15 protein-coding genes, 1 other RNA gene and 3 pseudogenes are annotated in these 20,617 nt (G+C 48.6%); 13 read left to right on the forward strand and 6 right to left on the reverse strand.

Annotated elements, in window-relative coordinates; genetic code table 11:
• The first annotated feature begins 134 nt into the window (after positions 1-134).
• The 7 genes and pseudogenes from wecA to galU all read left to right on the forward strand — a co-directional run bounded on the left by wecA (position 135) and on the right by galU (position 7,133).
• Positions 135-1,178, forward strand: a complete 1,044-nt coding sequence (gene wecA / locus N512_RS0101480) for a UDP-N-acetylglucosamine--undecaprenyl-phosphate N-acetylglucosaminephosphotransferase (protein ID WP_028779168.1) — start codon at positions 135-137, stop codon at positions 1,176-1,178.
• 49 nt (positions 1,179-1,227) lie between these two features.
• Positions 1,228-1,832: pseudogene (locus N512_RS24585) on the forward strand (sugar phosphate nucleotidyltransferase); the annotation flags it as partial.
• A 175-nt stretch (positions 1,833-2,007) separates the two neighbouring features.
• Positions 2,008-3,035, forward strand: a pseudogene (gene rfbB, locus N512_RS21950) (dTDP-glucose 4,6-dehydratase).
• 45 nt (positions 3,036-3,080) lie between these two features.
• Positions 3,081-3,956: a glucose-1-phosphate thymidylyltransferase RfbA gene (gene rfbA / locus N512_RS0101500; RefSeq protein WP_028779170.1), complete on the forward strand. Its 876-nt coding sequence runs from the start codon at positions 3,081-3,083 to the stop codon at positions 3,954-3,956.
• A gap of 70 nt (positions 3,957-4,026) precedes the next feature.
• The gene (locus N512_RS0101505) at positions 4,027-5,190 is read left to right on the forward strand and encodes a nucleotide sugar dehydrogenase (RefSeq protein ID WP_028779171.1); all 1,164 of its coding nucleotides are present in this window, start codon (positions 4,027-4,029) and stop codon (positions 5,188-5,190) included.
• 41 nt (positions 5,191-5,231) lie between these two features.
• Positions 5,232-6,239, forward strand: a complete 1,008-nt coding sequence (locus tag N512_RS0101510) for an NAD-dependent epimerase (protein ID WP_028779172.1) — start codon at positions 5,232-5,234, stop codon at positions 6,237-6,239.
• Positions 6,240-6,242: 3 nt separating this feature from the next.
• The gene (gene galU, locus N512_RS0101515; RefSeq protein ID WP_028779173.1) at positions 6,243-7,133 is read left to right on the forward strand and encodes a UTP--glucose-1-phosphate uridylyltransferase GalU; all 891 of its coding nucleotides are present in this window, start codon (positions 6,243-6,245) and stop codon (positions 7,131-7,133) included.
• A gap of 98 nt (positions 7,134-7,231) precedes the next feature.
• On the opposite strand, the gene N512_RS0101520 is transcribed toward galU, so the two are convergent.
• Positions 7,232-7,705, reverse strand: coding sequence for a copper resistance protein NlpE (locus tag N512_RS0101520; protein WP_028779174.1), 474 nt, complete (start codon positions 7,703-7,705; stop codon positions 7,232-7,234).
• Between the two features lie 209 nt (positions 7,706-7,914).
• On the opposite strand from N512_RS0101520, the gene rfbC reads away from it, so the two are divergent.
• The 3 genes from rfbC to N512_RS0101535 all read left to right on the forward strand — a co-directional run bounded on the left by rfbC (position 7,915) and on the right by N512_RS0101535 (position 11,757).
• Complete coding sequence (gene rfbC / locus N512_RS0101525) at positions 7,915-8,478, forward strand: dTDP-4-dehydrorhamnose 3,5-epimerase (protein WP_025011887.1); 564 nt, start codon at positions 7,915-7,917, stop codon at positions 8,476-8,478.
• Between the two features lie 392 nt (positions 8,479-8,870).
• On the forward strand, positions 8,871-11,117 hold the full coding sequence (katG, locus tag N512_RS0101530) for a catalase/peroxidase HPI (RefSeq protein ID WP_028779175.1): 2,247 nt from the start codon (positions 8,871-8,873) through the stop codon (positions 11,115-11,117).
• Between the two features lie 391 nt (positions 11,118-11,508).
• Positions 11,509-11,757 carry a DUF3297 family protein gene (locus N512_RS0101535; RefSeq protein WP_028779176.1) on the forward strand — a complete coding sequence of 83 codons (249 nt, stop codon included), beginning with the start codon at positions 11,509-11,511 and terminating at the stop codon, positions 11,755-11,757.
• 444 nt (positions 11,758-12,201) lie between these two features.
• On the opposite strand, the pseudogene tnpA reads toward N512_RS0101535, so the two are convergent.
• The 3 genes and pseudogenes from tnpA to smpB form a co-directional block, all read right to left on the reverse strand.
• Positions 12,202-12,529, reverse strand: a pseudogene (gene tnpA, locus N512_RS23915) (IS200/IS605 family transposase).
• A 158-nt stretch (positions 12,530-12,687) separates the two neighbouring features.
• Positions 12,688-13,042: a transfer-messenger RNA gene (gene ssrA, locus N512_RS23920) on the reverse strand.
• A gap of 116 nt (positions 13,043-13,158) precedes the next feature.
• Positions 13,159-13,644, reverse strand: a complete 486-nt coding sequence (gene smpB, locus N512_RS0101540) for an SsrA-binding protein SmpB (protein WP_025009743.1) — start codon at positions 13,642-13,644, stop codon at positions 13,159-13,161.
• Positions 13,645-13,852: 208 nt separating this feature from the next.
• On the opposite strand from smpB, the gene N512_RS0101545 reads away from it, so the two are divergent.
• Positions 13,853-14,290, forward strand: coding sequence for an SRPBCC family protein (locus N512_RS0101545; RefSeq protein ID WP_025009744.1), 438 nt, complete (start codon positions 13,853-13,855; stop codon positions 14,288-14,290).
• On the forward strand, positions 14,280-14,615 hold the full coding sequence (locus tag N512_RS0101550; protein WP_025009745.1) for an RnfH family protein: 336 nt from the start codon (positions 14,280-14,282) through the stop codon (positions 14,613-14,615). Before N512_RS0101545 ends, N512_RS0101550 begins: the two co-directional genes overlap by 11 nt.
• 85 nt (positions 14,616-14,700) lie before the next feature.
• Here the strand turns inward: N512_RS0101550 and N512_RS0101555 are convergent, their stop codons facing one another.
• A complete protein-coding gene (locus N512_RS0101555) occupies positions 14,701-15,198 on the reverse strand; it encodes an outer membrane protein assembly factor BamE (RefSeq protein ID WP_028779177.1) in 498 nt (165 codons plus the stop codon).
• Between the two features lie 519 nt (positions 15,199-15,717).
• On the opposite strand from N512_RS0101555, the gene N512_RS0101560 reads away from it, so the two are divergent.
• Entirely contained in the window at positions 15,718-17,487 is a 1,770-nt protein-coding gene (locus N512_RS0101560; protein WP_028779178.1) for a monovalent cation:proton antiporter-2 (CPA2) family protein, read from the forward strand.
• A 49-nt stretch (positions 17,488-17,536) separates the two neighbouring features.
• Here N512_RS0101560 and N512_RS0101565 read toward each other — a convergent pair whose 3' ends face one another.
• Entirely contained in the window at positions 17,537-19,963 is a 2,427-nt protein-coding gene (locus N512_RS0101565) for a TonB-dependent receptor (RefSeq protein ID WP_028779179.1), read from the reverse strand.
• Between the last annotated feature and the right edge of the window lie 654 nt (positions 19,964-20,617).

Here is a 20,617-nt window from a genome sequence, read left to right on the forward strand (position 1 = left end):
AGAACAACTGATTTCAATTTCAGTTTATATTTGAAGTTTATTACTTTTTATACTTGGTTGTATTGTAAAGTAATAGTGTGATAGGAAGCTTTATGGTTTCCTTATCATCTATATAGCTTAAGGAAATGAGTATTATGGAATACTTTATACCGTTTGTTACGGTTTTTTGCTTAACGTGTATTGTAATTAAGTTGTTTCAACCAGTTGCGCGCAAAATTGGTCTAGTAGATTTGCCTAACGAAAGAAAAACACATGTTGGTGCAATACCACTAATCGGTGGTGTATCCATATATTGTAGTGTTTTTCTTGTTTCCAGTATTATTTTTGAACAGAGTCAGATTTTCAATCTTTATTTGATTTCTGCCGCACTTATATTATTTTTGGGGGTGTTGGATGATAAATATGATTTGTCTGTCCGAGTCAGGATTGTGGCACAAGTGATCACTGCTTCGATACTTATATTTGGTGCAGGCTTCTATCTTAAATCTTTAGGTAACATTACATACTTTTTTGAGCTTAAGCTAGGTTATCTAGGTGTTCTTGTTACAATACTGGCAGTTATTGGTGCTATTAATGCCTTTAACATGGTTGATGGTATTGATGGTTTAGCTGGTATGTTGAGTCTTGTTACTTTTACATCTCTAGCATTATTGTTTTACATATCTGGTAATCACTGGTTTATTCTCCCTCTACTTTTTATAGGAGCAATAATTGGCTACTTGATATTCAATTTGAGATGGCCTTTTGAGACAGTCCAAAAAATCTTTATGGGCGATGCTGGGAGCATGCTTATCGGGTTAACTGTAGTATGGCTACTAGTGTTGGGTGTTGAAGCAGAGGTTCAAGTATTTGCACCTGTTACCGCGTTGTATTTGATTGGTATTCCGTTAATGGACATGGCTGCTATCATGTACCGCCGAGTAAAGAAAGGAATGTCACCTTTTAAGCCTGACCGTGATCATCTTCACCATATATTTGAAAGAGCGGGCTATAGTCGTAAGCAAACCTTGGTTCGCATAACCATAGTGTCTATAGTCCTAGCCACCATTGGTATCGCTGGCGAATGGTTAGAAGTGCCGGAATGGATTATGTTTGTTGCTTTTTTAGCTATTTTTACGACTTATAACTGGGCTTTGGCTCATGTTTGGCAAATACTGACTTGGCTTCGAAAAGCTTAACTTACTCTCTATTTCGTAGATCCTTCTAAAGGTTTTTTATTTAGCGCAAATTTTTAAAAACTCTGTTATTCCCATAGCGGGAGTAGATGCCCGTATACTTCCGGCTACCAATGCAATCACGAAAGAGATGTTGCCGCTTGTTGATAAATAGCTTATTCAATAAATAGTGAATGAAGGTGCCGGAGCAGATGTTAAAGAGATTGTGCTGGTGACTTATGCCAGTAAAAAATGCTATCGAAAACCACTTTGATACTTCATATGAGCTCGAGTTGACGCTTGAAAAGCGTGTAAAGCGTCAGTTGCTTGATGAAGTTCAATCAATCTGTCCTAAAGACGTTACTATTATGCATGTATGTCAGGGGAGGCTAAGGGGCTTGGTCATGCTGTGCTTTGTGTAAACCTTGCATAGGCAACAGCCCTTTCGCAGTTGTGTTACCTGATGTGATTTTGGAAGAGTATAGCGCCGATCAAAGCTCCGAAAACTTCGCGGCTATGATCAAACACTATAAAGTGGCTCAAGCTAGCCAAATCATAGTGGATCCAGTGCCTAAAGATGAGGTGAATAAGTATGGTATTACCGATTGTGGTGTAGTAGATGTCTCCCCTGGAGAATCATCAATTATTAAGTCTACCATTAATGAAGCACCATCAAACTAAGCTGTTGTTGGTCTTTACCTTACTGCTAATAGATGTCCACTTTCGTTTCTACAGTGGGCATTTTCGTTTTCAGCAGGTGAGATTCAGCGAAGTGTAATGAAATATTCTTAGAATATACCACTCAGAAATAGTCATATAGCATGACCAAATTCATCAATATTGGTAGTGAAAAATGAAGATTTTAGTCACAGGTGGAGCAGGATTCATTGGCTCTACGGTTGTTCGTTATATTATCAACAATACTCAAGATAGTGTGATTAATGTCGACAAGTTAACTTATGCAGGTAATCTAGAGTCTCTTGTTAGTGTAGAGAAAGATAAAAGATACGCTTTTGAGCAAGTTGACGTTTGTGACCGAGCGGAATTAGATAGAGTGTTTGAGGAGCATAAACCGGATGTTGTAGTCCATCTAGCTGCGGAAAGCCATGTCGACCGTTCAATCGATGGCCCAGCTGCTTTCATTCAGACCAATATAGTGGGCACTTACACTTTATTAGAAGCCGCTCGTAGCTATTGGCAAGGTCTTTGTGGTGTTCAAAAGGCTAACTTTCGTTTTCTTCATGTTTCCACAGATGAAGTTTATGGTGAGCTAGATTTGTTAGATTCACCATTTACTGAAAACAATCGATATGCGCCCAGCAGCCCATATTCTGCATCCAAAGCTTCCAGTGATCATTTGGTGCGTGCGTGGTATAAAACCTACGGCTTACCTGTAGTTATCAGCAATTGTTCAAATAACTATGGCCCTTATCAACACTCAGAAAAGTTAATTCCACGGATGATATCCTGTGCGCTGGAAGGTAATCCTTTGCCAATATATGGAAGAGGGGAGCAAGTAAGAGATTGGCTTTATGTTGAAGATCATGTACGAGCATTGTATAGCGTTCTAACTCAAGGGCGTATAGGTGAAACCTATAACATAGGGGGGCAGAGTGAGAGGCGAAATATTGATGTTGTGAGGGCTATCTGTACTCTTTTGGAAGAGTTTGCCCCTAACAAGCCCAAAGGTTTGACACAATATGAGCAGTTGATTAGTTATGTTGCGGATAGGCCTGGTCATGATATGCGCTACGCTATAGACGCCAACAAGATTCAAACTGAATTAGGTTGGCAACCTTATGAGTCTTTTGAATCAGGTCTACGTAAAACAGTTGCTTGGTATATCAATCGTCGTAAAAGTGGTGGACAGTAATATTGTGACCGTAACGAGTGTGCTGGAACGGTTTCAGCAGATAAAAGGTAGCCATGAAAGGTATTGTATTAGCTGGCGGTACAGGTAGCCGTTTGTTTCCTACTACTCGTGGGATATCCAAGCAGCTACTGCCCGTATTTGATAAGCCGATGATTTATTATCCTTTATCGGTTCTTATGTTGGCGGGTATTCGTGAAGTTCTCATCATAACCACTCCTCAGGATCGGACCGCATTTGAGCGTTTACTTGGTGATGGCAGTGCTTATGGGATTAGACTTGAGTACTTGGTTCAGCATGAGCCCCAAGGGATTGCTCAAGCGCTGATTTTGGCCGATGATTTTTTGAAGCAGCAACCTTGTTGCCTAATCCTTGGCGACAATATCTTTTACGGCCAAGGGTTCACCGGTCAGTTAAATAATGTAATGACTAAACGTGCCCGAGATAAAGGCGCAACTGTTTTTGCTTGCCAAGTGAAAAATCCTCAGCGCTTTGGGGTCATTACATTTGATGATTCTGGAAAGCCTCTATCGATTGAAGAAAAACCTTTGAAGCCTAAATCTAATTGGGCGCAGACAGGTTTGTATTTTTTAGATGGAAGAGCATCAGACATTGCCAAGAGCTTGCAACCTTCTGCGCGAGGCGAGCTCGAAATAGTAGACCTTATCAATCATTACTTGATGGAAAACGTCCTGGATGTTGAGTGCTTGGGTCGAGGGTTTGCTTGGCTTGATACCGGTACCGTAGAGTCGCTCCACCAGGCTGCATGTTTTGTTCAGAGTATTCAAACATTGCAGCAAGTAAAGATTGCTTGTGTTGAGGAAATAGCCTTGCGACAGCATTGGATATCCAAAGAACAACTCAGGCAACACGCGATATCTATGGGAAGCAATGAATATGCAGCCTATCTTTGCTCTTTACTCGATTTATGAATTCTGTCTTGTATCGGTAGTTTTTCTCCTGTGCTAAGTTAGCGTACAGCATAAGCCATTGGGGAATAAAATGAAGATAGTGGTTGTTGGTACGGGTTATGTGGGCTTGTCAAATGCTGTGTTGTTGGCACAACATAACCAGGTGTGGGCTTTGGATGTCTCCTCGGAGAGGGGGGCAATGGTCAATGCCGGGCGCTCGCCCATCGCCGATGAGCTTATTGAACAGCACTTGGTGAGCAATAAGTTGCAGTTAACTGCCACAACGGACAAAGAAGTCTATCGCGGTGCAGATTATGTCATCATTGCAACACCGACTGATTATGACCCCAAGACTAACTACTTTGATACCAGTACCGTCGATGAGGTGACGCGGGACATTGTCGCCGTAAATCCCTATGCTTGCATTGTAATTAAATCAACTGTGCCAGTTGGTTTCACCAGAGCATTACGTGAGAAGTACAACTCGACCAATATCATATTCTCACCTGAGTTTTTGAGAGAAGGCAAAGCCTTATACGATAACCTCTATCCTTCGAGGATCATTGTCGGCGAACGTTCTGAGCGGGCAGAGCGCTTTGCTCATCTGCTAGCGGAAGCCGCGCTAAAGCCTGATATCCCGGTACTTTTTACCGGCAGCACAGAAGCCGAAGCCATTAAGCTTTTTGCCAACACATACTTGGCCATGCGTGTGGCTTATTTTAATGAGCTGGATACTTACGCTGAAACCCATGGGCTGGATACCCGCCAGATAATCGATGGTGTGTGTTTGGACCCCAGGATTGGGAGTCACTATAACAACCCATCATTCGGTTATGGTGGCTACTGTTTACCGAAAGATACCAAGCAACTGCTTGCCAATTACAACCAGGTTCCCAACAATCTGATTGCGGCCATAGTGGATGCCAATAGAACTCGTAAGGACTTTATTGCGGACTCTATTATTGCCAGAAAGCCCAAATTGGTTGGCGTATATCGGTTGATAATGAAGTCAGGCTCAGATAACTTCCGCGCTTCTGCAGTGCAAGGCGTGATGAAGCGGATCAAGGCCAAAGGGATAGAAGTGGTGGTTTACGAGCCGGTACTTGAGGAGAATGAGTTTTTCCGCTCACGGGTGATAAGCGACTTTACTGAGTTTAAACAGATCTCTGATGTGATTATTTCCAATCGCATGGTCGATGAGCTAAAAGATGTAGCCGATAAAGTCTATACCCGGGACCTGTTTGGCAATGATTGAATACGCCGCAGAAGGGCTGCAAGTTGAATGAGACCAACAAAATGAAATATCTGGTGACCGGCGCAGCTGGTTTTATCGGTGCCCGAGTTTGCGAACGTTTGTGTGAAGCGGGGTTCGAAGTTGTTGGTATCGACAATCTCAATGATTACTACGATGTCAGTTTAAAACAGGCCAGATTGCAAAAGCTGGTTGACTTTAACCATTTCCAATTCCAAAAGCTTGATCTTGCCGACAGGGAAGCCATGGCTGAACTCTTTGCCAAAGGTGGTTTCAAGCGGGTTATCCACTTGGGTGCCCAAGCCGGCGTCCGTTATTCGATTGAAAATCCATATGCTTATGCAGACAGTAATCTTGCCGGCACTCTTACTGTGTTGGAAGGGTGTCGTCATCATGGCATAGAGCATTTGGTGTACGCCTCTTCCAGCTCTGTTTATGGCCTCAACAAGAAGATGCCGTTTGCGACAACGGATTCGGTTGATCATCCAGTTTCTTTTTATGCGGCGACCAAAAAAGCCAATGAGATGATGGCTCATAGCTATGCGCACCTATATGGATTGCCAACAACGGGACTGAGGTTTTTCACCGTCTATGGCCCATGGGGGCGCCCGGATATGGCACCTATGCTGTTTGCCGATGCCATTACCTCTGGCAGGCCAATCAAGGTGTTTAATCAGGGGGATATGAGCCGTGACTTCACCTTTATTGATGATATTGTCGAAGGCATTATCAGAGTGGCCGATAAAGTGCCAAAGGCACAAAGTGATTGGACGGTAGAGCAGGGCACTCCGGCAACAAGCAGTGCTCCATATCGCGTGTACAACATAGGCAATGGCAGCCCGGTTCGTTTATTGGACTTTATCAGCGAGCTTGAAGCAGCGCTCGGGCAAAAGGCTGAAAAAATTATGCTGCCTATGCAAGATGGTGATGTCCAGGCCACTTGGGCAGATACAGAAGATTTATTTAAAGCTGTGGCTTACAAACCACAAGTTGGGATCAGTGAAGGGGTGAAGGCTTTTGCTGATTGGTTCAAGTGTTATTACAAAAAGTAGAATATGAAAGCAGTGATTCCTGTTGCCGGATTGGGAACCCGGATGTTACCCGCCACCAAGGCGATTCCCAAAGAGATGTTACCTCTGGTTGATAAACCGCTAATACAGTACATAGTAAACGAGTGTGCCAGGGCTGGCTTTAAAGAGATAGTTTTGGTGACTCACGCCAGTAAGAATTCGATTGAAAACCACTTCGACACATCTTACGAGTTGGAAGCACAACTCGAGAAAAGGGTAAAACGCCAACTGCTTGATGAGGTTCAGAGCATTTGCCCCAAAGGAGTCACGATAATGCATGTGCGCCAAGGTGAGGCTAAAGGGCTTGGTCATGCAGTGCTTTGTGCCAAGCCTGTTATTGGGGATAATCCGTTTGCAGTGGTGCTTCCAGATGTGATTTTGGATGAATATACGGCAGATCAAACAACAGAAAACCTGGCGGCGATGAAAGCGCATTTTGAGCAGCACCAAGCGAGTCAAATAATGGTAGCTCCTGTGCCGGCTCAAGATGTAGATAAGTACGGCATTGCAGATTGTAATGGTGCAGAGTTATCTCCCGGTGATTCCAAAGCCATTCTGCGGATGGTCGAAAAGCCCGCTGTTGATGAGGCCCCTTCCAATTTGGCTGTGGTAGGCCGTTATGTGCTCTCCAAAAACATCTGGCCATTGCTGGCCAAGACTCCCGCTGGTGCCGGAGGTGAAATTCAGTTGACCGACGCCATTGATATGTTGCTCGCCCAGGAGCAGGTAGAAGCCTTCCATATGAGTGGTAAGTCCCACGATTGTGGTGACAAACTTGGTTATATGAAAGCCTTTGTTGAGTATGGGCTACGTGATCCCAAGCTTGGAAAGGCGTTTGCTGCTGGCCTTAGCGATATTATGCGGGAAAGCCTGTAAACTGACTCAAAGCAAACCGTGAGCCGATTTACTGAGAATAAGAAGAGCGCCTTGTGGGCGCTCTTCTTATTTCCGGTGCCAGAAAACGGCTTGGCTGATTAGTTCTCTTTACTCAACCTGTAGTTATCTGCCAGGCTGCCGGTGATGCGGTTGCCTTCTCTATCCAGCATAAACAGCTGATTTTCCCCTACCAGATATTTACTGCCATCCTCCAGGGTGATTTTGCCGCCGCTGGCATCCCAGGTGAACTTGCCGCTTTCGCTGAATATGCTTTCGTCCTTACCTTGATACACTTGCTGCAGGCGATAGCTGTTGTCTCCCTTGAGCGTCAGTGTGGTTTCTATTCCTGAGCAATCTGCACAGGGCAGCAGCCCTTTATAACTTCCTTCCCAATCCAGCGCATTTTGGCTGGTATCACCCATTGGTACTTGCGCTGTTTGCTCAGCGGGGGCTGTAGCCGTTTCTGTTTGGCCGTTAGTGGCCGGAGATTGTGTCTCCTGGTCTTGGCAAGCCGCCAAGCCAAGCGCCATACCACTCGTCATCAATAACGCAAAAATAGTGGACTTGTTCATGGTTTATTCCCTTAAGTTACCTAAGTTGGCCTTCAGGCTAGCACAGCCTTTTTGGCGGTAGTAAGGCTTTTGTCACACCATCTGGGTTACGGTTCAGAGCATATTCAGTCACGTAACCGGCTTGTTTACGCAATGCAATGGAAAGGCTATCGTCCTATGACTGCGACTCCTGCTACAATCCCTCCAATTACCGTTTTTTGTGTCTCTTGATGAAAGCTCAATCTCTCCCTTTATCCGGCCTGATATTGTTTACGCCCGAGATCTTCAGCGATACCCGGGGTTATTTTATGGAGTGCTTTCGAGCCTCCGGTTTTGAAAAAGCCTTGATGGATTCCGGTCAGGCTGCTGTCACTTTAGTGCAGGAAAATCACAGTTGCTCTGGCGCGGGAGTGCTTAGGGGGCTTCATTTTCAGCGCCAATATCCCCAGGGTAAGTTGATTCGGGTTATCAGCGGTGAGATCTACGATGTCGCCGTCGACATTCGTCCCCAATCTCCCACTTTTGGAAAGTGGCACGGTTTGTATTTATCGGCACAGAACCGCTGTCAGCTGTGGATCCCACCAGGGTTTGCCCATGGTTTTTATGTGACCAAGGGCCCGGCCGAGGTGATATACAAGTGCAGCGATTATTATCAGCCCGGCGATGAAGGTGCCATTGTCTGGAACGATGCTGACTTAGCGATAGACTGGCCGCTGAATATCGCACAGGGTGAGCCATTACTCTCTGCCAAAGACAGACAGGCTAAGCCCTTTTGCGCTCAAAAGTGGGTTTAAACACGAATACTTGATAGTAGTTACTGACTTCCAATCTTTGGCTTAGAGAATGGTTAAGCAGAATGGCTTAATAGCAGGTTTGTGTTTTTGAGATGGCTGAAATGGCGTCAATCTCACCGGGTTAGGAATGTACCGGAGATAGTTGGGTAACTACAGAATACCATTCTCTAAATTAGTTAATACTTCTTTTTAGATTACGACAATCTGATTTAATCGTTAGTCGCGAATAAGTTTCCTCACTACCTTGGAGTGAACAGCGGCAGGCCGTATTCGCCGCTGTTTAACTGTGCCCGTTTGTTAAGGCGCGCTAACCAAAGGCGCCGGCATTCTCGGCACTTGAATCGGGAAAGTGGCTTATCCCACGCCCTTCACCAAGGAAGAGGACTTCCAACATGAAATCAAGTATCCCATCTCTGACCGCGGTGGCGCTGTCTGTTGCCATGGTTTTTGGCGCAGCCGCCACCCAAGCGGCGCAGTCGCAATCGGCTGCAGCTCAGCCTCAGGCCGCAACAACCAACGCCTACTGGTGGCCGCAGCAACTGGATCTATCGCCACTGCGCCAGCACGGCGCTGAATCCAATCCCTACGGCGCCGATTATGATTATGCCAAGGCCTTTTCCTCTTTGGATTTGGACGCCGTCAAAGCCGACATCAAAACTACGTTGACCACTTCCCAGGATTGGTGGCCCGCCGATTATGGTCACTATGGCCCTTTCTTTATCCGTATGGCCTGGCACAGTGCCGGTGTTTATCGCATCTTTGACGGTCGCGGTGGTGCCAGTGGTGGCCAGCAACGTTTTGAACCTCTCAACAGTTGGCCCGATAACGTCAGTCTCGACAAGGCTCGCCGCCTACTTTGGCCAATTAAACAAAAGTATGGCAGCCAGATCTCCTGGGCCGATCTCATGGTACTGGCGGGTAACGTATCCCTGGAGTCCATGGGTTTTAAAACCTTCGGGTTTGCCGGTGGCCGCACTGATGACTGGGAAGCCGAAAAGGTTAACTGGGGCGCCGAAAAACAGTGGCTCGACAATAAACGCCGCAATGAAAAGGGTGAGTTGGCCAAACCCTTGGGAGCCACCCAGATGGGGCTCATCTATGTGAACCCTGAGGGGCCCAACGGCGTGCCCGATCCCTTGGCATCCGCCCAGGAGATCCGCGATACCTTTGGCCGTATGGCCATGAATGATGAAGAAACCGTGGCGCTGATCGCCGGTGGTCATACCTTCGGTAAGGCTCACGGCGCCCATGATCCAGCCAAGTGTGTCGGCGCAGAACCCGCTGCCGCCGGAATAGAGCAGCAGGGTCTTGGCTGGAAAAACCGCTGTGGTAAAGGTCACTCGGAAGATACGGTTTCCAGCGGCCTTGAAGGTGCCTGGTCTTCCAACCCCACCAAGTGGACCATGGAATACTTAACCTGGCTCTACACCTTCGATTGGGTACAAACCAAGAGTCCGGCCGGCCACATTCAGTGGATCCCTGCCGATGGCAAGGCTGCCAATTTGGTGCCTGACGCCCATATCCCCGACAAGCGTCATGCTCCCATCATGTTCACCAGTGATATCGCGCTGAAGGAAGACCCGATTTACCGCGAGATCACGACCCGTTTCCTCAACAACCCGGCCGAGTTTGAGCTGGCCTTCGCCAAGGCCTGGTTCAAGTTGACCCACAGAGATATGGGGCCGAAAACCCGCTACCTGGGCAAAGATGCGCCTTCTGAAGATCTGATCTGGCAAGACCCTATCCCAGCCGTCGATCATGTTTTGATCGACGCGGCCGATACCAAACAGCTGAAAGCGGCCATTTTGGATTCAGGCCTCAGCGTGCCTGAGCTGGTGAAAACGGCCTGGGCCGCGGCGTCATCTTTCCGTGGCACAGATATGCGTGGCGGTGCCAATGGTGCCAGAATCGCTCTGAAGCCCCAGAGCGATTGGGCGGCAAATGATCCCAAGGCATTGGCGAAAGTCATTGGTAAACTTGAGAAAATCCAAAATAATTTCAACAAGAAAGCCGAGGGCGGTAAAAAGGTGTCGCTGGCCGATCTCATTGTCTTGGGCGGCAGTGCAGCCATAGAAAAAGCCGCGGCCGATGCCGGGGTTAAAGTCAATGTTGCCTTCCATCCCGGGCGGATGGACGCGACTCAGGCCCAAACCGATGTGAACTCCTTTGCCGTGCTTGAGCCCAAGGCCGATGGCTTCAGAAACTATTTCAGTGATCAAAGCCCTGCATCACCGGCCGAAGCTCTGATTGAAAAGGCGAACTTCCTTAACCTGACGGTTCCTGAAATGACAGTACTGGTCGGCGGTCTCAGAGTGCTGAATGCCAACAGCGGCGGCAGCAAGCATGGGGTGTTCACCCAAAGCCCTGGCAAGCTCAGCAACGACTTCTTCGTTAACCTGCTGGATATGTCCACTCGTTGGGAAAAGGGCAAGGAGCCAGGTCTCTATCAGGGCCTTGATCGTCAGTCCGGCAAACTCAAATGGACGGCTACGCCGGTCGACTTGGTGTTTGGTTCCCATTCAGAACTCAGAGCCGTCGCTGAAGTGTATGCCGCAGACGATGGCAAGACCCGCTTTGTTGAGGACTTTGCCAGAGCCTGGACCAAGGTGATGGAGCTGGATAGGTTCGATTTGCAGTAATCGTTGACGGCTGATGTAAACAAGTAAGATAAGGGGATAATCCACCCCATGAAATTGGCGCAGGCTTTGGCTTTGTGCCGATTTTTCTTGGGGCTTTCCCAAGTACTATTTCTATTGGATTTGGGGATGAGCTGTTCGGCCATTAGAACAACTTCAGCTGCCGGCTCGTCGCATACGCCGTTAATTGTTTGGAACGAGACTCTATTGATTCACATATCAACTAGCGTGCAATCGAGTCAGATAAAGTTTAGCCCATGGCCAAACAACCAAATTGGCTGATTGGATTTATAAAAAGGGCATAAACCGTGTGGATAAAGCCATTCGCCGCTATTGAGCCAGATTGGGGGATTGCCTACAATATCGCGAGTTTTATTTACCCAAGATGAAGATTATGACCGATACCAAAGTACCACCCGCTCTGCCGGATCGCCTTTCTATCAACCCACGCAGCCCACACCATGTGGCCGAAGTGTTTGAGTTCGATGTGGGTATTCGCATCAATGGCAAAGAGCGCAATGACGTGGAAGAATACTGCATCAGCGAAGGCTGGATTAAAGTCGCCTCTCACAAAGCGCTCGACCGCCGCGGCCAGCCCCTGCTGGTGACCATCAAAGGCACAGTCGAAGCTTTTTATAAGTAAGCTTATCTGCCAATTAACCCCTGAGGGCTATCCGTAAGGATGGCCCTTTTTTGTTACTTGGAAATTGAACTGCCAAGGTCACAGACCTTCGGGAGTACTGCCAAACCGTGAGCTGGAAGCGGTTGTAGCTGTCAACTAATTCCGGACAGTAAGTTAAACCTATCCCCGGTTTGAACAGGAGTAACTTATTCCCACCATTATCTATCCTGCCACTAGGGCCATTTGTTGGTGTGAGGCTCTCAACTGGGCAGTAGTTAACCTGCAGAGGAATGGTCATCCCGCCGATATTAATGCCCCGAATTAATTTATTAGAGAAGATTGGGAAAATGACAATGGTGATTTCTCTGCTGCCACTTTGCTACCATTTTTACTAAATCGGCAAGTAAAAAATCCACCTGCATAGCAGGTGGCTTTGAACAGCCCCCTAGAAGGGGGCTAAAAGAATCACCCATCCAAACCAAGCTTGATCTGACCGTTTGATTCCTCTGCCTCTACTTTCTGTTGATACCTTACATATCGACGAATGATCTCTTCGTTTGCTCCCACTGAAGACACTCAAGCTTGGCGGAAGTCTCACCAGTAAGTGAACATGGTCTATCTGGACATTTAGCTCTACTATCCGACACCTCTTCATGCCACTATAGATATAAATACTCCGACAAACCTCCTGCCCAACTCGGCCCTTCAAGATCCTGTGTCTATACTTTGGCTTCCATACAATGTGATACTGACAGCGATAGAAGACGTGCGATGCACTTTCATATCGGCTCATACTGCTTACTCCTTGATTTGCTGGTAACAAACCGAGTCAATATGCAGCATGGGCACTCTTCGGGCTGAGCCCCGACTTGACGATCACCACCTCCATAGGAGGTGGTTTTGGGGTGACAAGAAAAAGGGTTAGCATTTCTGCTAACCCTTTGTTTTATTTGGTGGAGGCGGCGGGACTTGAACCCGCGTCCGAAAAACCTACGCTCAAGGCGCTACATGCTTAGTCTCTCTTTTGTTTAACCGGTTGAACTCCGAAAGACAGGATTCCAAACGGTGAGCCTGGTACTGTTTCGCGGTTCACCCCCAGACAAGGTTCCCTCGCTAGCACTATGTAAGGTGACCATCAAATCCACTGCCCATGTGCGAGACCTGTGGTAGATGGCTAGCGGCCTTAGGCTGCTAGAGCGTAGTTATCGTCGTTTGCAACTATAACTGTGCGGCTTTTTACGAGGCCAACCGCCCCTCGGCATGCTCCCGGAGTTTCGCGAATCCCGTCGAATCCAGAATCGCCCCCGTGATGTTTTGATTGTAACCCCTTTACCGCCGACTTACCAAGGCTTTAATTGGCAAAGGACAATCACTTGCTGGTTATCCGCACAATTTGCGTGCGAAATAACGGCAAAATATCAGTTACTTGCTTTTCATGACCCGGGCTTTCTCGATAGCCCAGTCACGTTGTTTAATATCGTCGCGCTTATCGTGGGCTTTCTTACCTTTACCCAAACCTATCTCAACCTTGACCCAGGCACCTTTGCGCCAGTACATGGAGATGGGCACTATGGCGTAACCCTGTCTTTCAACCAGGCCGGCCAGACGGTCCAGCTCACGGCGATTGAGCAGCAGTTTACGCATGCGGGTCGGGTCGCAGACCACATGAGTCGATGCCGCGCTGAGTGGGGTGATATTACAGTTGTGCAGGAAGGCTTCACCATTTTTCAGCATGACAAAGCTTTCCGACAGATTCACCTTGCCGGCGCGGATGGATTTGACCTCCCATCCCATCAGGGACAGACCAGCCTCGAATTTTTCATCGAAGCGATATTCAAAGGTCGCACGCTTGTTCCGGGCAATGGTTGCCGGAGCGTTTGCGGATTTTTTTGCATTCTTCTTAGCCATAGGCTGGCTATTATACGCCGCAGCCACCAATTTGGAATTGGCCTGGAAGAATATTTTGAGTTGTGGGCAGTAGCTTAGGGTTTTGTTGCTGGCTTTTTGAGCGCTTATGGTGGCCGCTCCCATTGCGATGGAACAAAGGATGCGTTTTTCGGCCGGCGTGCTAAAATCCGGGTCTGTTTTTGAGTCAGCCAAGAGTATCAACCAACGGATGCCACAGATTTCCCGCAGTGTTCTGGTGCGTTACAGTGCGATGCAGATGTACCAGCTAGTCAATGATGTCGAGTCTTATAAAGAGTTTCTTCCCGGTTGCGTTGGCGGTAAGGTGCTGGAGTTTGATGGCAAAACCATGCTGGCATCGGTGGATATCAGTAAGGCCGGGATCAGCAAAACCTTTACCACCCGTAATCAGGTGGTGGAAGGCAAGAGTATCGAGCTGCAACTGGAGAATGGTCCTTTCAAGCATTTGACCGGCCATTGGTATTTTACCGAATTGGCCGAGGATGCCTGTAAGGTGGAGTTTGAGTTGAATTTTGAGTTCTCCAGCTCCTTGGTTGGTATGGCATTCGGCAAGGTGTTCAAAGAGTTGGTTACCTCTATGGTGACGGCTTTTACTCAACGGGCGAAGGAAGTATACAGTGGCAAGTGAACAGGAAAAATTCAGTGTCGATGTCATTTATGCATTACCGACACAACAGAAGGTGATCAGTGTTTCCGTGACGCCGGGTACCAGTTTTATTGAGGCTGTGCGTCAGAGTAACATCCAGGCCTTTTTCCCAGAGATTGATTTGGAAACGGTGAAACTCGGCACCTTCAGCCGTCAGGTCAAACACGATGAAGAAGTTGAGCCCGGGCAGAGAATCGAAATCTATCGCCCCTTGATTGCCGACCCCAAAGAGGTGCGCCGCAAGCGCGCCGAAAAAGCAGCCGAGGAAGGGCGGATCAATAAAGTGACCGGCGCCAAAATCAGCTGAGTGACTTGAGTAAAAGCAAGATATTAAAAAAGCGCCTGTTGGCGCTTTTTTAATATCTTTGTCTGTGCAAGCTTGGAATTCGGAATTACTTACCGTCCTGCTGGTGCTTATTCATTTTGGCGGGATCTTGCTCTTCAACCAGAGGCTTTTCATCACCGCGTTGCTGCGGGATCTGCGGCGTCAGCTCTGGGCTGTTGGCCATTGGCAGGCTGCTTTGCTCCAGTGGGGTATTGAATTCATTACTCAGTTCATAATCCCCTGTGACTTTGGCCAATTGATCACCGGTAAAATGCAGGATCAGTTCCTTATGGGTAATACTGGCATCACGACCACTCTTGTAATGGTAAACATAGTACCAGGTATCATCCTTGAAGCTGTCACGCAGCACAGGACGCCCAAGCACAAATTCCACCTGTTCCTTGGTCATGTCGATGCGCAGCTTTTCCACCTGCTGAGGCTCCATATAGTTGCCCTGTGGAATATCAGGCTTGTACACCAGCCAGTCAAAGACACTGCAGGCACTGAGTGAGAGGGTGAGCGCACTGACGCTCAGCAGGGTAAGACTTTGCTTTTTAATTGACATTGAATGTGCTACTTCATGAAAAACTGTCGGCCATAATACCCAAGCCCAGCCCGTGCTGACAAGGGCTATTGACTCGGCGCTTGAGGCTTCGACAACATAAAAGTGACTTGGTTCGTCTCTCTGTTGCCAAATTGTTGTCTTGGCTCAAATTAACACCTGGCAAATAGAATAAGTTAACGGGGGCGGCGGCTGATTCTTCCTGGTTTAGCTAAGCGCACCATTGACAGACTGACAAGAAATTTGAAATCGCTTTACCGGCTTGCAATAAGCCTGCTGCAGCATTGAAAACTATTTGTATTTAAAAGACTTATTTTTATATTTGCGCAAAATTTCGGTTATCAAGGTCTATAAAGCTGGCTATACTGAAACTCCCGTGATAGGCCTGAGCAAAAGCTAGTTTGGGCCGTTTCTAGTATCCATGCATTTTTAGGGCTGAACTTGGTCTTAGTGGCAAAGTGCATCCCGGAATATAAGAGTGACAAACAACAGCCCTCTATCGCCATTTGTTAAGGAGTCTTGATGGAACAGGCCGGCATCTTTACCTCAGTGCTCATGTTTCTGCTCGCTGCCGTGGTTTTGGTCCCACTGGGCAAACGCTTTGGTATTGGCCCCATTCTTTCTTACCTCGCCGCCGGCGTCTTGCTTGGGCCGGGTGGTATTGCCGTGGTGTCTGAGCCTGCCGCCGTGCTTCATTTTGCCGAACTTGGGGTGATCCTCATGCTGTTTGTGATGGGGCTGGAGTTAACCCCGGGCAAACTCTGGGAGCTTCGCAGTGCCATATTTGGCCTCGGCAGTGGTCAGTTGCTGCTGTCCTGGGCAGCGGTCAGCGCCTTGGCATTCGGTGTCGGACTTTCCATCGAAGCGGCGGTGATTATAGGCGCGGCGCTGTCATTGTCTTCTACCGCATTTGCGGTGCAGTTGATGAATGAACAACGGCTGCTTACCACTCCAGTGGGGCGTGATGCCTTTGGGGTATTGCTGATGCAGGACCTGGCGGTGATCCCCATGATGCTGCTGATTGCTTACCTGTCGCCGAGCGGCGCCGATCCGGCTCATCATGCCGTGCCCTGGTATTGGACCTGTGTGGCTCTCTTGGGCTTTTTGCTGGTAGGTAAGTACCTGCTTCCCAAAGTATTGCAGCTGGTGGCGGCCAGTGGTGTCCGTGAAGTGCTGACGGCATTTTCGCTGTTACTCGTGATGGGCAGTGCGGCGCTGATGGCCTGGCTCGGGCTGTCGGCCGGTATGGGAGCATTTTTGGCCGGTATCATGTTGGCCAACTCTGGGTACCGTCATCAGCTTGAAACCGATATAGAACCCTTCAAGGGCTTGCTGCTGGGGCTGTTCTTTATGGCCGTGGGCATGACCATGGATCTTGGATTGCTGCTGAAGGAGCCTTTGGCGTTGCTGGGGATCCTCTTTGGCATGTTGGCGGTCAAGACTTTGGTGCTGATGTTGCTTGGAAAGCTTAGGCACCATACCTGGCGCAGTGCCATGGTGCTGGGTTTGATCCTGGCAGAAGGCGGTGAATTTGCTTTTGTCCTGCTTTCCCAGGCGCAGCTGTCGGGGATCTTGTCTGAAAAAATCAGCCAGATGTTAGTGTTGGCTATAGGTTTGTCGATGGCGATAACCCCTTATCTGCTTAAGTTGTTCAAGCAACTCGGTAAACCGGCCGAAACCAGCCGTCTGCCGGATGTGATAGAAGCGGCTGACAGTGAAGTGGTGATCGCCGGTTTTGGTCGCATGGGGCAGATAACCGGCCGTATTTTGGCATCCTCCGGGATCCCGTTTGTGGCGCTGGATAAAGACGCCCGCCACGTGGATGTGGTGCGCCAGTTTGGTGGTGAGGTGTACTTTGGTGATGCCAAGCGACTCGATATGCTGTTTTCGGCCGGTTTGCCCAAGGCGCGGGTGATCCTGGTGGCGGTTAATAATGTGGAAGACTCACTGCAAATAGTGACTCAGGTGAAGACTCACTTCCCCCATGTGGCCGTAGTCGCCAGGGCTCGTGACCGTAACCATGCCTATCGTTTGATGAGCCTGGGGGTGACTTCGGTATTTCGGGAAACCTTTGGCTCGGCGATCAGTGCCAGTGAGAGTGTGTTGCATACGCTGGGTCTGAGTCAGGTACAGGCCAATGAGCGAGTGAAGATATTTGCCGAGCATGACAAGGCGCAGGTTGAGGCCGGGGCCAAACATAAGGACGATCTCAAGGCGCTTATTCGTTTGTCCAACAAGGGCAGGGCGGAGCTGGAGTCTTTGATGCGGGCGGATAAAGACCAGGGTCTGTAAGGGGTCTGCCCTGAGACAAAAAGCGCGCCGATTGGCGCGCTTTTGTGGTTTAGAAGCGGTAGCTGACACTCAACTTGGCGTTGCGTTCGGCCCCGGGCATGCCGCCAAGGAACATCGCCTTGTCGTAGTAGCGGGTGTTGAACAGGTTATTGAGGTTCAGCTGCACACTCCAGTCATCGGCCTTGTAGGCAATGGCCGAGTCCCAAACTGTGTAGGCGGGCACTTTGCCATCAGGGATCCCGAAGGAATCCGAGTTGGTGCTGCGCTCGTCGACATAACGAACCCCAAGGCTGACGGACAAGGGTTGCGGCAGCGCCTGCCACTGATGGCTGTAAGTGACCCAGGCACTGGCACTGACCTGAGGAACCCCTTTCTGGCGGCTGTTGTAGCTGCTGGAGTTGGGGTCATTCTTGTTGCGTGCATCCTGATACAGACCATTGAGGTTTATCAACCATTCTTCATTGAGGTGGGCGTTGAGATCCAGCTCGGCACCTGTGGTCTTGTCCTTGCCATCATAGAAAAACTCGGGCACTGAGATGTTGTAGTCAGGTGCACCTTCTTTGTCATTGTATTCCGGGTTACCGTAGCGCAGGTTAGTGCGCTCGCTCTGGAACAGGACCAAGGAGCCGAGCAGCTGATCGTCAAAGCCCTTGAAGCGCATACCGAGATCATAGCTCAGGGATTCAGAATCCTTCCTGTCCGCCGCTCCGCCGCTCTCTGCACCCGTTACGGCACCGAGCACGCTGTAGGCCGTGCGTCCTTTGGCATGATTGACGAAGAAGGACAGATTATCCGTCGGCATATAAGTTAACCCCAGGTTGTAGGTAATGCCGTGATCTTTGGTGTCTTGCTCCGGGGTCGGATCTTTTTTAGGGGTGCCCAGATGACTGTACTTCTGCTCAATCTCATTGAACGCTACACCCACCCTGGCAGTAAAGGTTTCACTCAGGTAACCCACATACTGCATGCCCAGCCCCCAGGCGCGGACTTGTTTGTTGTAGTTGTCCTTGAGATCCGGGTTGTAGTCCTCAAAGGCTTTGTCACCCCAGTTGGGATTGCGGATATCCAGAATATAAGGCAGTTCACCGCCGCCATCTTTGTCGTACAGTGCCCAACTCTTGTAGGCGATATCTCTGTCTTCCAGGTTGGCATTCAGCAACAGCTCACTGTCTATGCCTGCCAGGCTGAAGTTGTAGCGCATATCGGCAAAGTACTGCCAGGATTTCTCGTGGGCATCTACCTTGCGGTATTCCTGTCTTCTGGCGGCATAAGGATACAGGACATCATCAATCACCAGTGGCGCGCGGGGATCGGCATTGATCACGTCTACGGATTTGACCTTGCGTTTCCAGTACACATAGTTATAGGCGCCAGTCTGGCGGATGAACCCGGACTGGTAGTCTCTATACTGTAACTGCTGATTGAGCTGCAGATTGTCACTGAGGGCAATGTTGTGGTTCAGCTTGAAGCGCCACTCTTCGCCTTCATTGGGCCTGCTGATGGGAGAGGCCAGGCTGGTATCGCCTATGTCGAAGGGTTCGATTCCATCGCTCGCCACCAGAGAGTCAGCCAGTTGTTGCCGCTGCGCCTCAGTCAGTTGAATGCCGGCGCCATTGGGGTCGTTAACCAAATCTTGCCAGCTGACTTGTGCGCCGCTCAGGCCACCGGTAGAGGCGGCGTTGTAGATACGTATCGGGTGGCCTACAGAGTCTACTTGCACAGAGTCTTTAATCCAGGCGGCCGACAGCACCAGATCTTGAGAGTTTGAAGGCAGAATTTTCAACGAGGCATAGACTTCATCTCTGTCGCTGCCGATATCACGATAGCCATCGCTACGGGCATGTTTGGCCACCAGACGATAGGCCAGGGTGTCGCTCAAGCCTCCGGTTGAGTCGAGCCCCAGGCTGTAACTGTTCCAGGAGCCCACTTCGGCACTGACTTCTGTACTGTCCTGAAATTGAGGTTTCTTTTCAATAAGGTTGATGATCCCGCCGGCGCTGCCCATACCATAAAGTCCGGTCGCCGGGCCTTTGAGCACCTCAACCGCTTCCACATTGGTCATGGAGCGAGTGGGATTAAAAGTGTTGCCGAGTCCTGCGCCGCCGTACATGCCGTCATAAGTGTAGTTGGCGTCCAGGCCACGGATCACCAGGTTATCACCTATGCCGTAGTTGTTGCCGGCTTGGGTAACACCACTGATGTTACGCACCAGATCCTGCAGAGAGTCGGCCCCCTGGGCGGCAAACAGCTCTTTATCTATCACCACCAAAGCCGCCGGGGTTTCCATCAGCGACATATCTGATTTTGTCGCCAGCCCTGAATTCATTACCACCTTGTTTTGTTTGCCATAAACGGTAATGCGCTCCACATCCTGTGATACCTGTTGTGACTGAGTCGCTTCGTTTGCCTGTGCGGCCTGTGCCATGGTCAGCGACAGGCAAGCCGTCACCGCCAGAGATATTGCGGATTGCTGCATTTGAGATCATCCCCCTCTAAAGTAGGGTGCGAATGATAATGGTTTTTATTTGTCTTGCAACAAAAGTTTCAAACTGTGTCAACCGAATGGATATTTTTTGACTAAGTCACTTGGATCCTGTTTCGGGAGCAAAATAGGCAAGTTTTTGAAAAAAATTTAAAAAAAATCGTTTTTTTATTGCTGCTGACCAAAGAGTCGGCCTGTGTTGATCACTATACGCAAGTCGTGAAAAACGGATCTCGATCACATTTAACTCTAACCTTTACGTAAAGGTTAGAGTTAAACGCTCGTTTAATATTCATCATGGTTGCATTATTGTTAACTATTTATTTTTGTTGGTTATTTGAAGTTGACCCTGACGAGAGTTCGAAACGGATATTCGCGGATTAGACCTAAGTTTTAATGATATTTTGTGTAAATTAATTTTTCCTCGTTGTTATTTAATTACGTAATAAATTACTTTGGCGTTTGTGTGGTCAAGTTGTCTGACATTTTTCTGTAATCTGCAGTCCGAGTCTTTATGGTTAGAAATTTTTAATTTAAAAACAAGTAATTAATTCTTATTTTGTGGCTTGGTCATACCAATTGCTAGTCAAGTTAAAGCCTAGGTCTTGGTGTTTTTTTCGACATATCGACTGTTGCAAATACAAATGT

It is taken from the genome of Shewanella sp. 38A_GOM-205m (assembly GCF_000518445.1).
In the GTDB taxonomy this organism is placed as follows: Bacteria; Pseudomonadota; Gammaproteobacteria; order Enterobacterales; family Shewanellaceae; genus Shewanella; species Shewanella algae.

What these genes read in the sequence shown, in the direction of transcription:
- wecA (WP_028779168.1), top strand. Translation starts at nt 135, where the DNA reads ATGGAATACTTTATACCGTTTGTTACGGTTTTTTGCTTAACGTGTATT.
- rfbA (WP_028779170.1), top strand. Translation starts at nt 3,081, where the DNA reads ATGAAAGGTATTGTATTAGCTGGCGGTACAGGTAGCCGTTTGTTTCCT.
- N512_RS0101505 (WP_028779171.1), top strand. Translation starts at nt 4,027, where the DNA reads ATGAAGATAGTGGTTGTTGGTACGGGTTATGTGGGCTTGTCAAATGCT.
- N512_RS0101510 (WP_028779172.1), top strand. Translation starts at nt 5,232, where the DNA reads ATGAAATATCTGGTGACCGGCGCAGCTGGTTTTATCGGTGCCCGAGTT.
- galU (WP_028779173.1), top strand. Translation starts at nt 6,243, where the DNA reads ATGAAAGCAGTGATTCCTGTTGCCGGATTGGGAACCCGGATGTTACCC.
- N512_RS0101520 (WP_028779174.1), bottom strand. Translation starts at nt 7,705, where the DNA reads ATGAACAAGTCCACTATTTTTGCGTTATTGATGACGAGTGGTATGGCG.
- rfbC (WP_025011887.1), top strand. Translation starts at nt 7,915, where the DNA reads ATGAAAGCTCAATCTCTCCCTTTATCCGGCCTGATATTGTTTACGCCC.
- katG (WP_028779175.1), top strand. Translation starts at nt 8,871, where the DNA reads ATGAAATCAAGTATCCCATCTCTGACCGCGGTGGCGCTGTCTGTTGCC.
- N512_RS0101535 (WP_028779176.1), top strand. Translation starts at nt 11,509, where the DNA reads ATGACCGATACCAAAGTACCACCCGCTCTGCCGGATCGCCTTTCTATC.
- smpB (WP_025009743.1), bottom strand. Translation starts at nt 13,644, where the DNA reads ATGGCTAAGAAGAATGCAAAAAAATCCGCAAACGCTCCGGCAACCATT.
- N512_RS0101545 (WP_025009744.1), top strand. Translation starts at nt 13,853, where the DNA reads ATGCCACAGATTTCCCGCAGTGTTCTGGTGCGTTACAGTGCGATGCAG.
- N512_RS0101555 (WP_028779177.1), bottom strand. Translation starts at nt 15,198, where the DNA reads ATGTCAATTAAAAAGCAAAGTCTTACCCTGCTGAGCGTCAGTGCGCTC.
- N512_RS0101560 (WP_028779178.1), top strand. Translation starts at nt 15,718, where the DNA reads ATGGAACAGGCCGGCATCTTTACCTCAGTGCTCATGTTTCTGCTCGCT.
- N512_RS0101565 (WP_028779179.1), bottom strand. Translation starts at nt 19,963, where the DNA reads ATGCAGCAATCCGCAATATCTCTGGCGGTGACGGCTTGCCTGTCGCTG.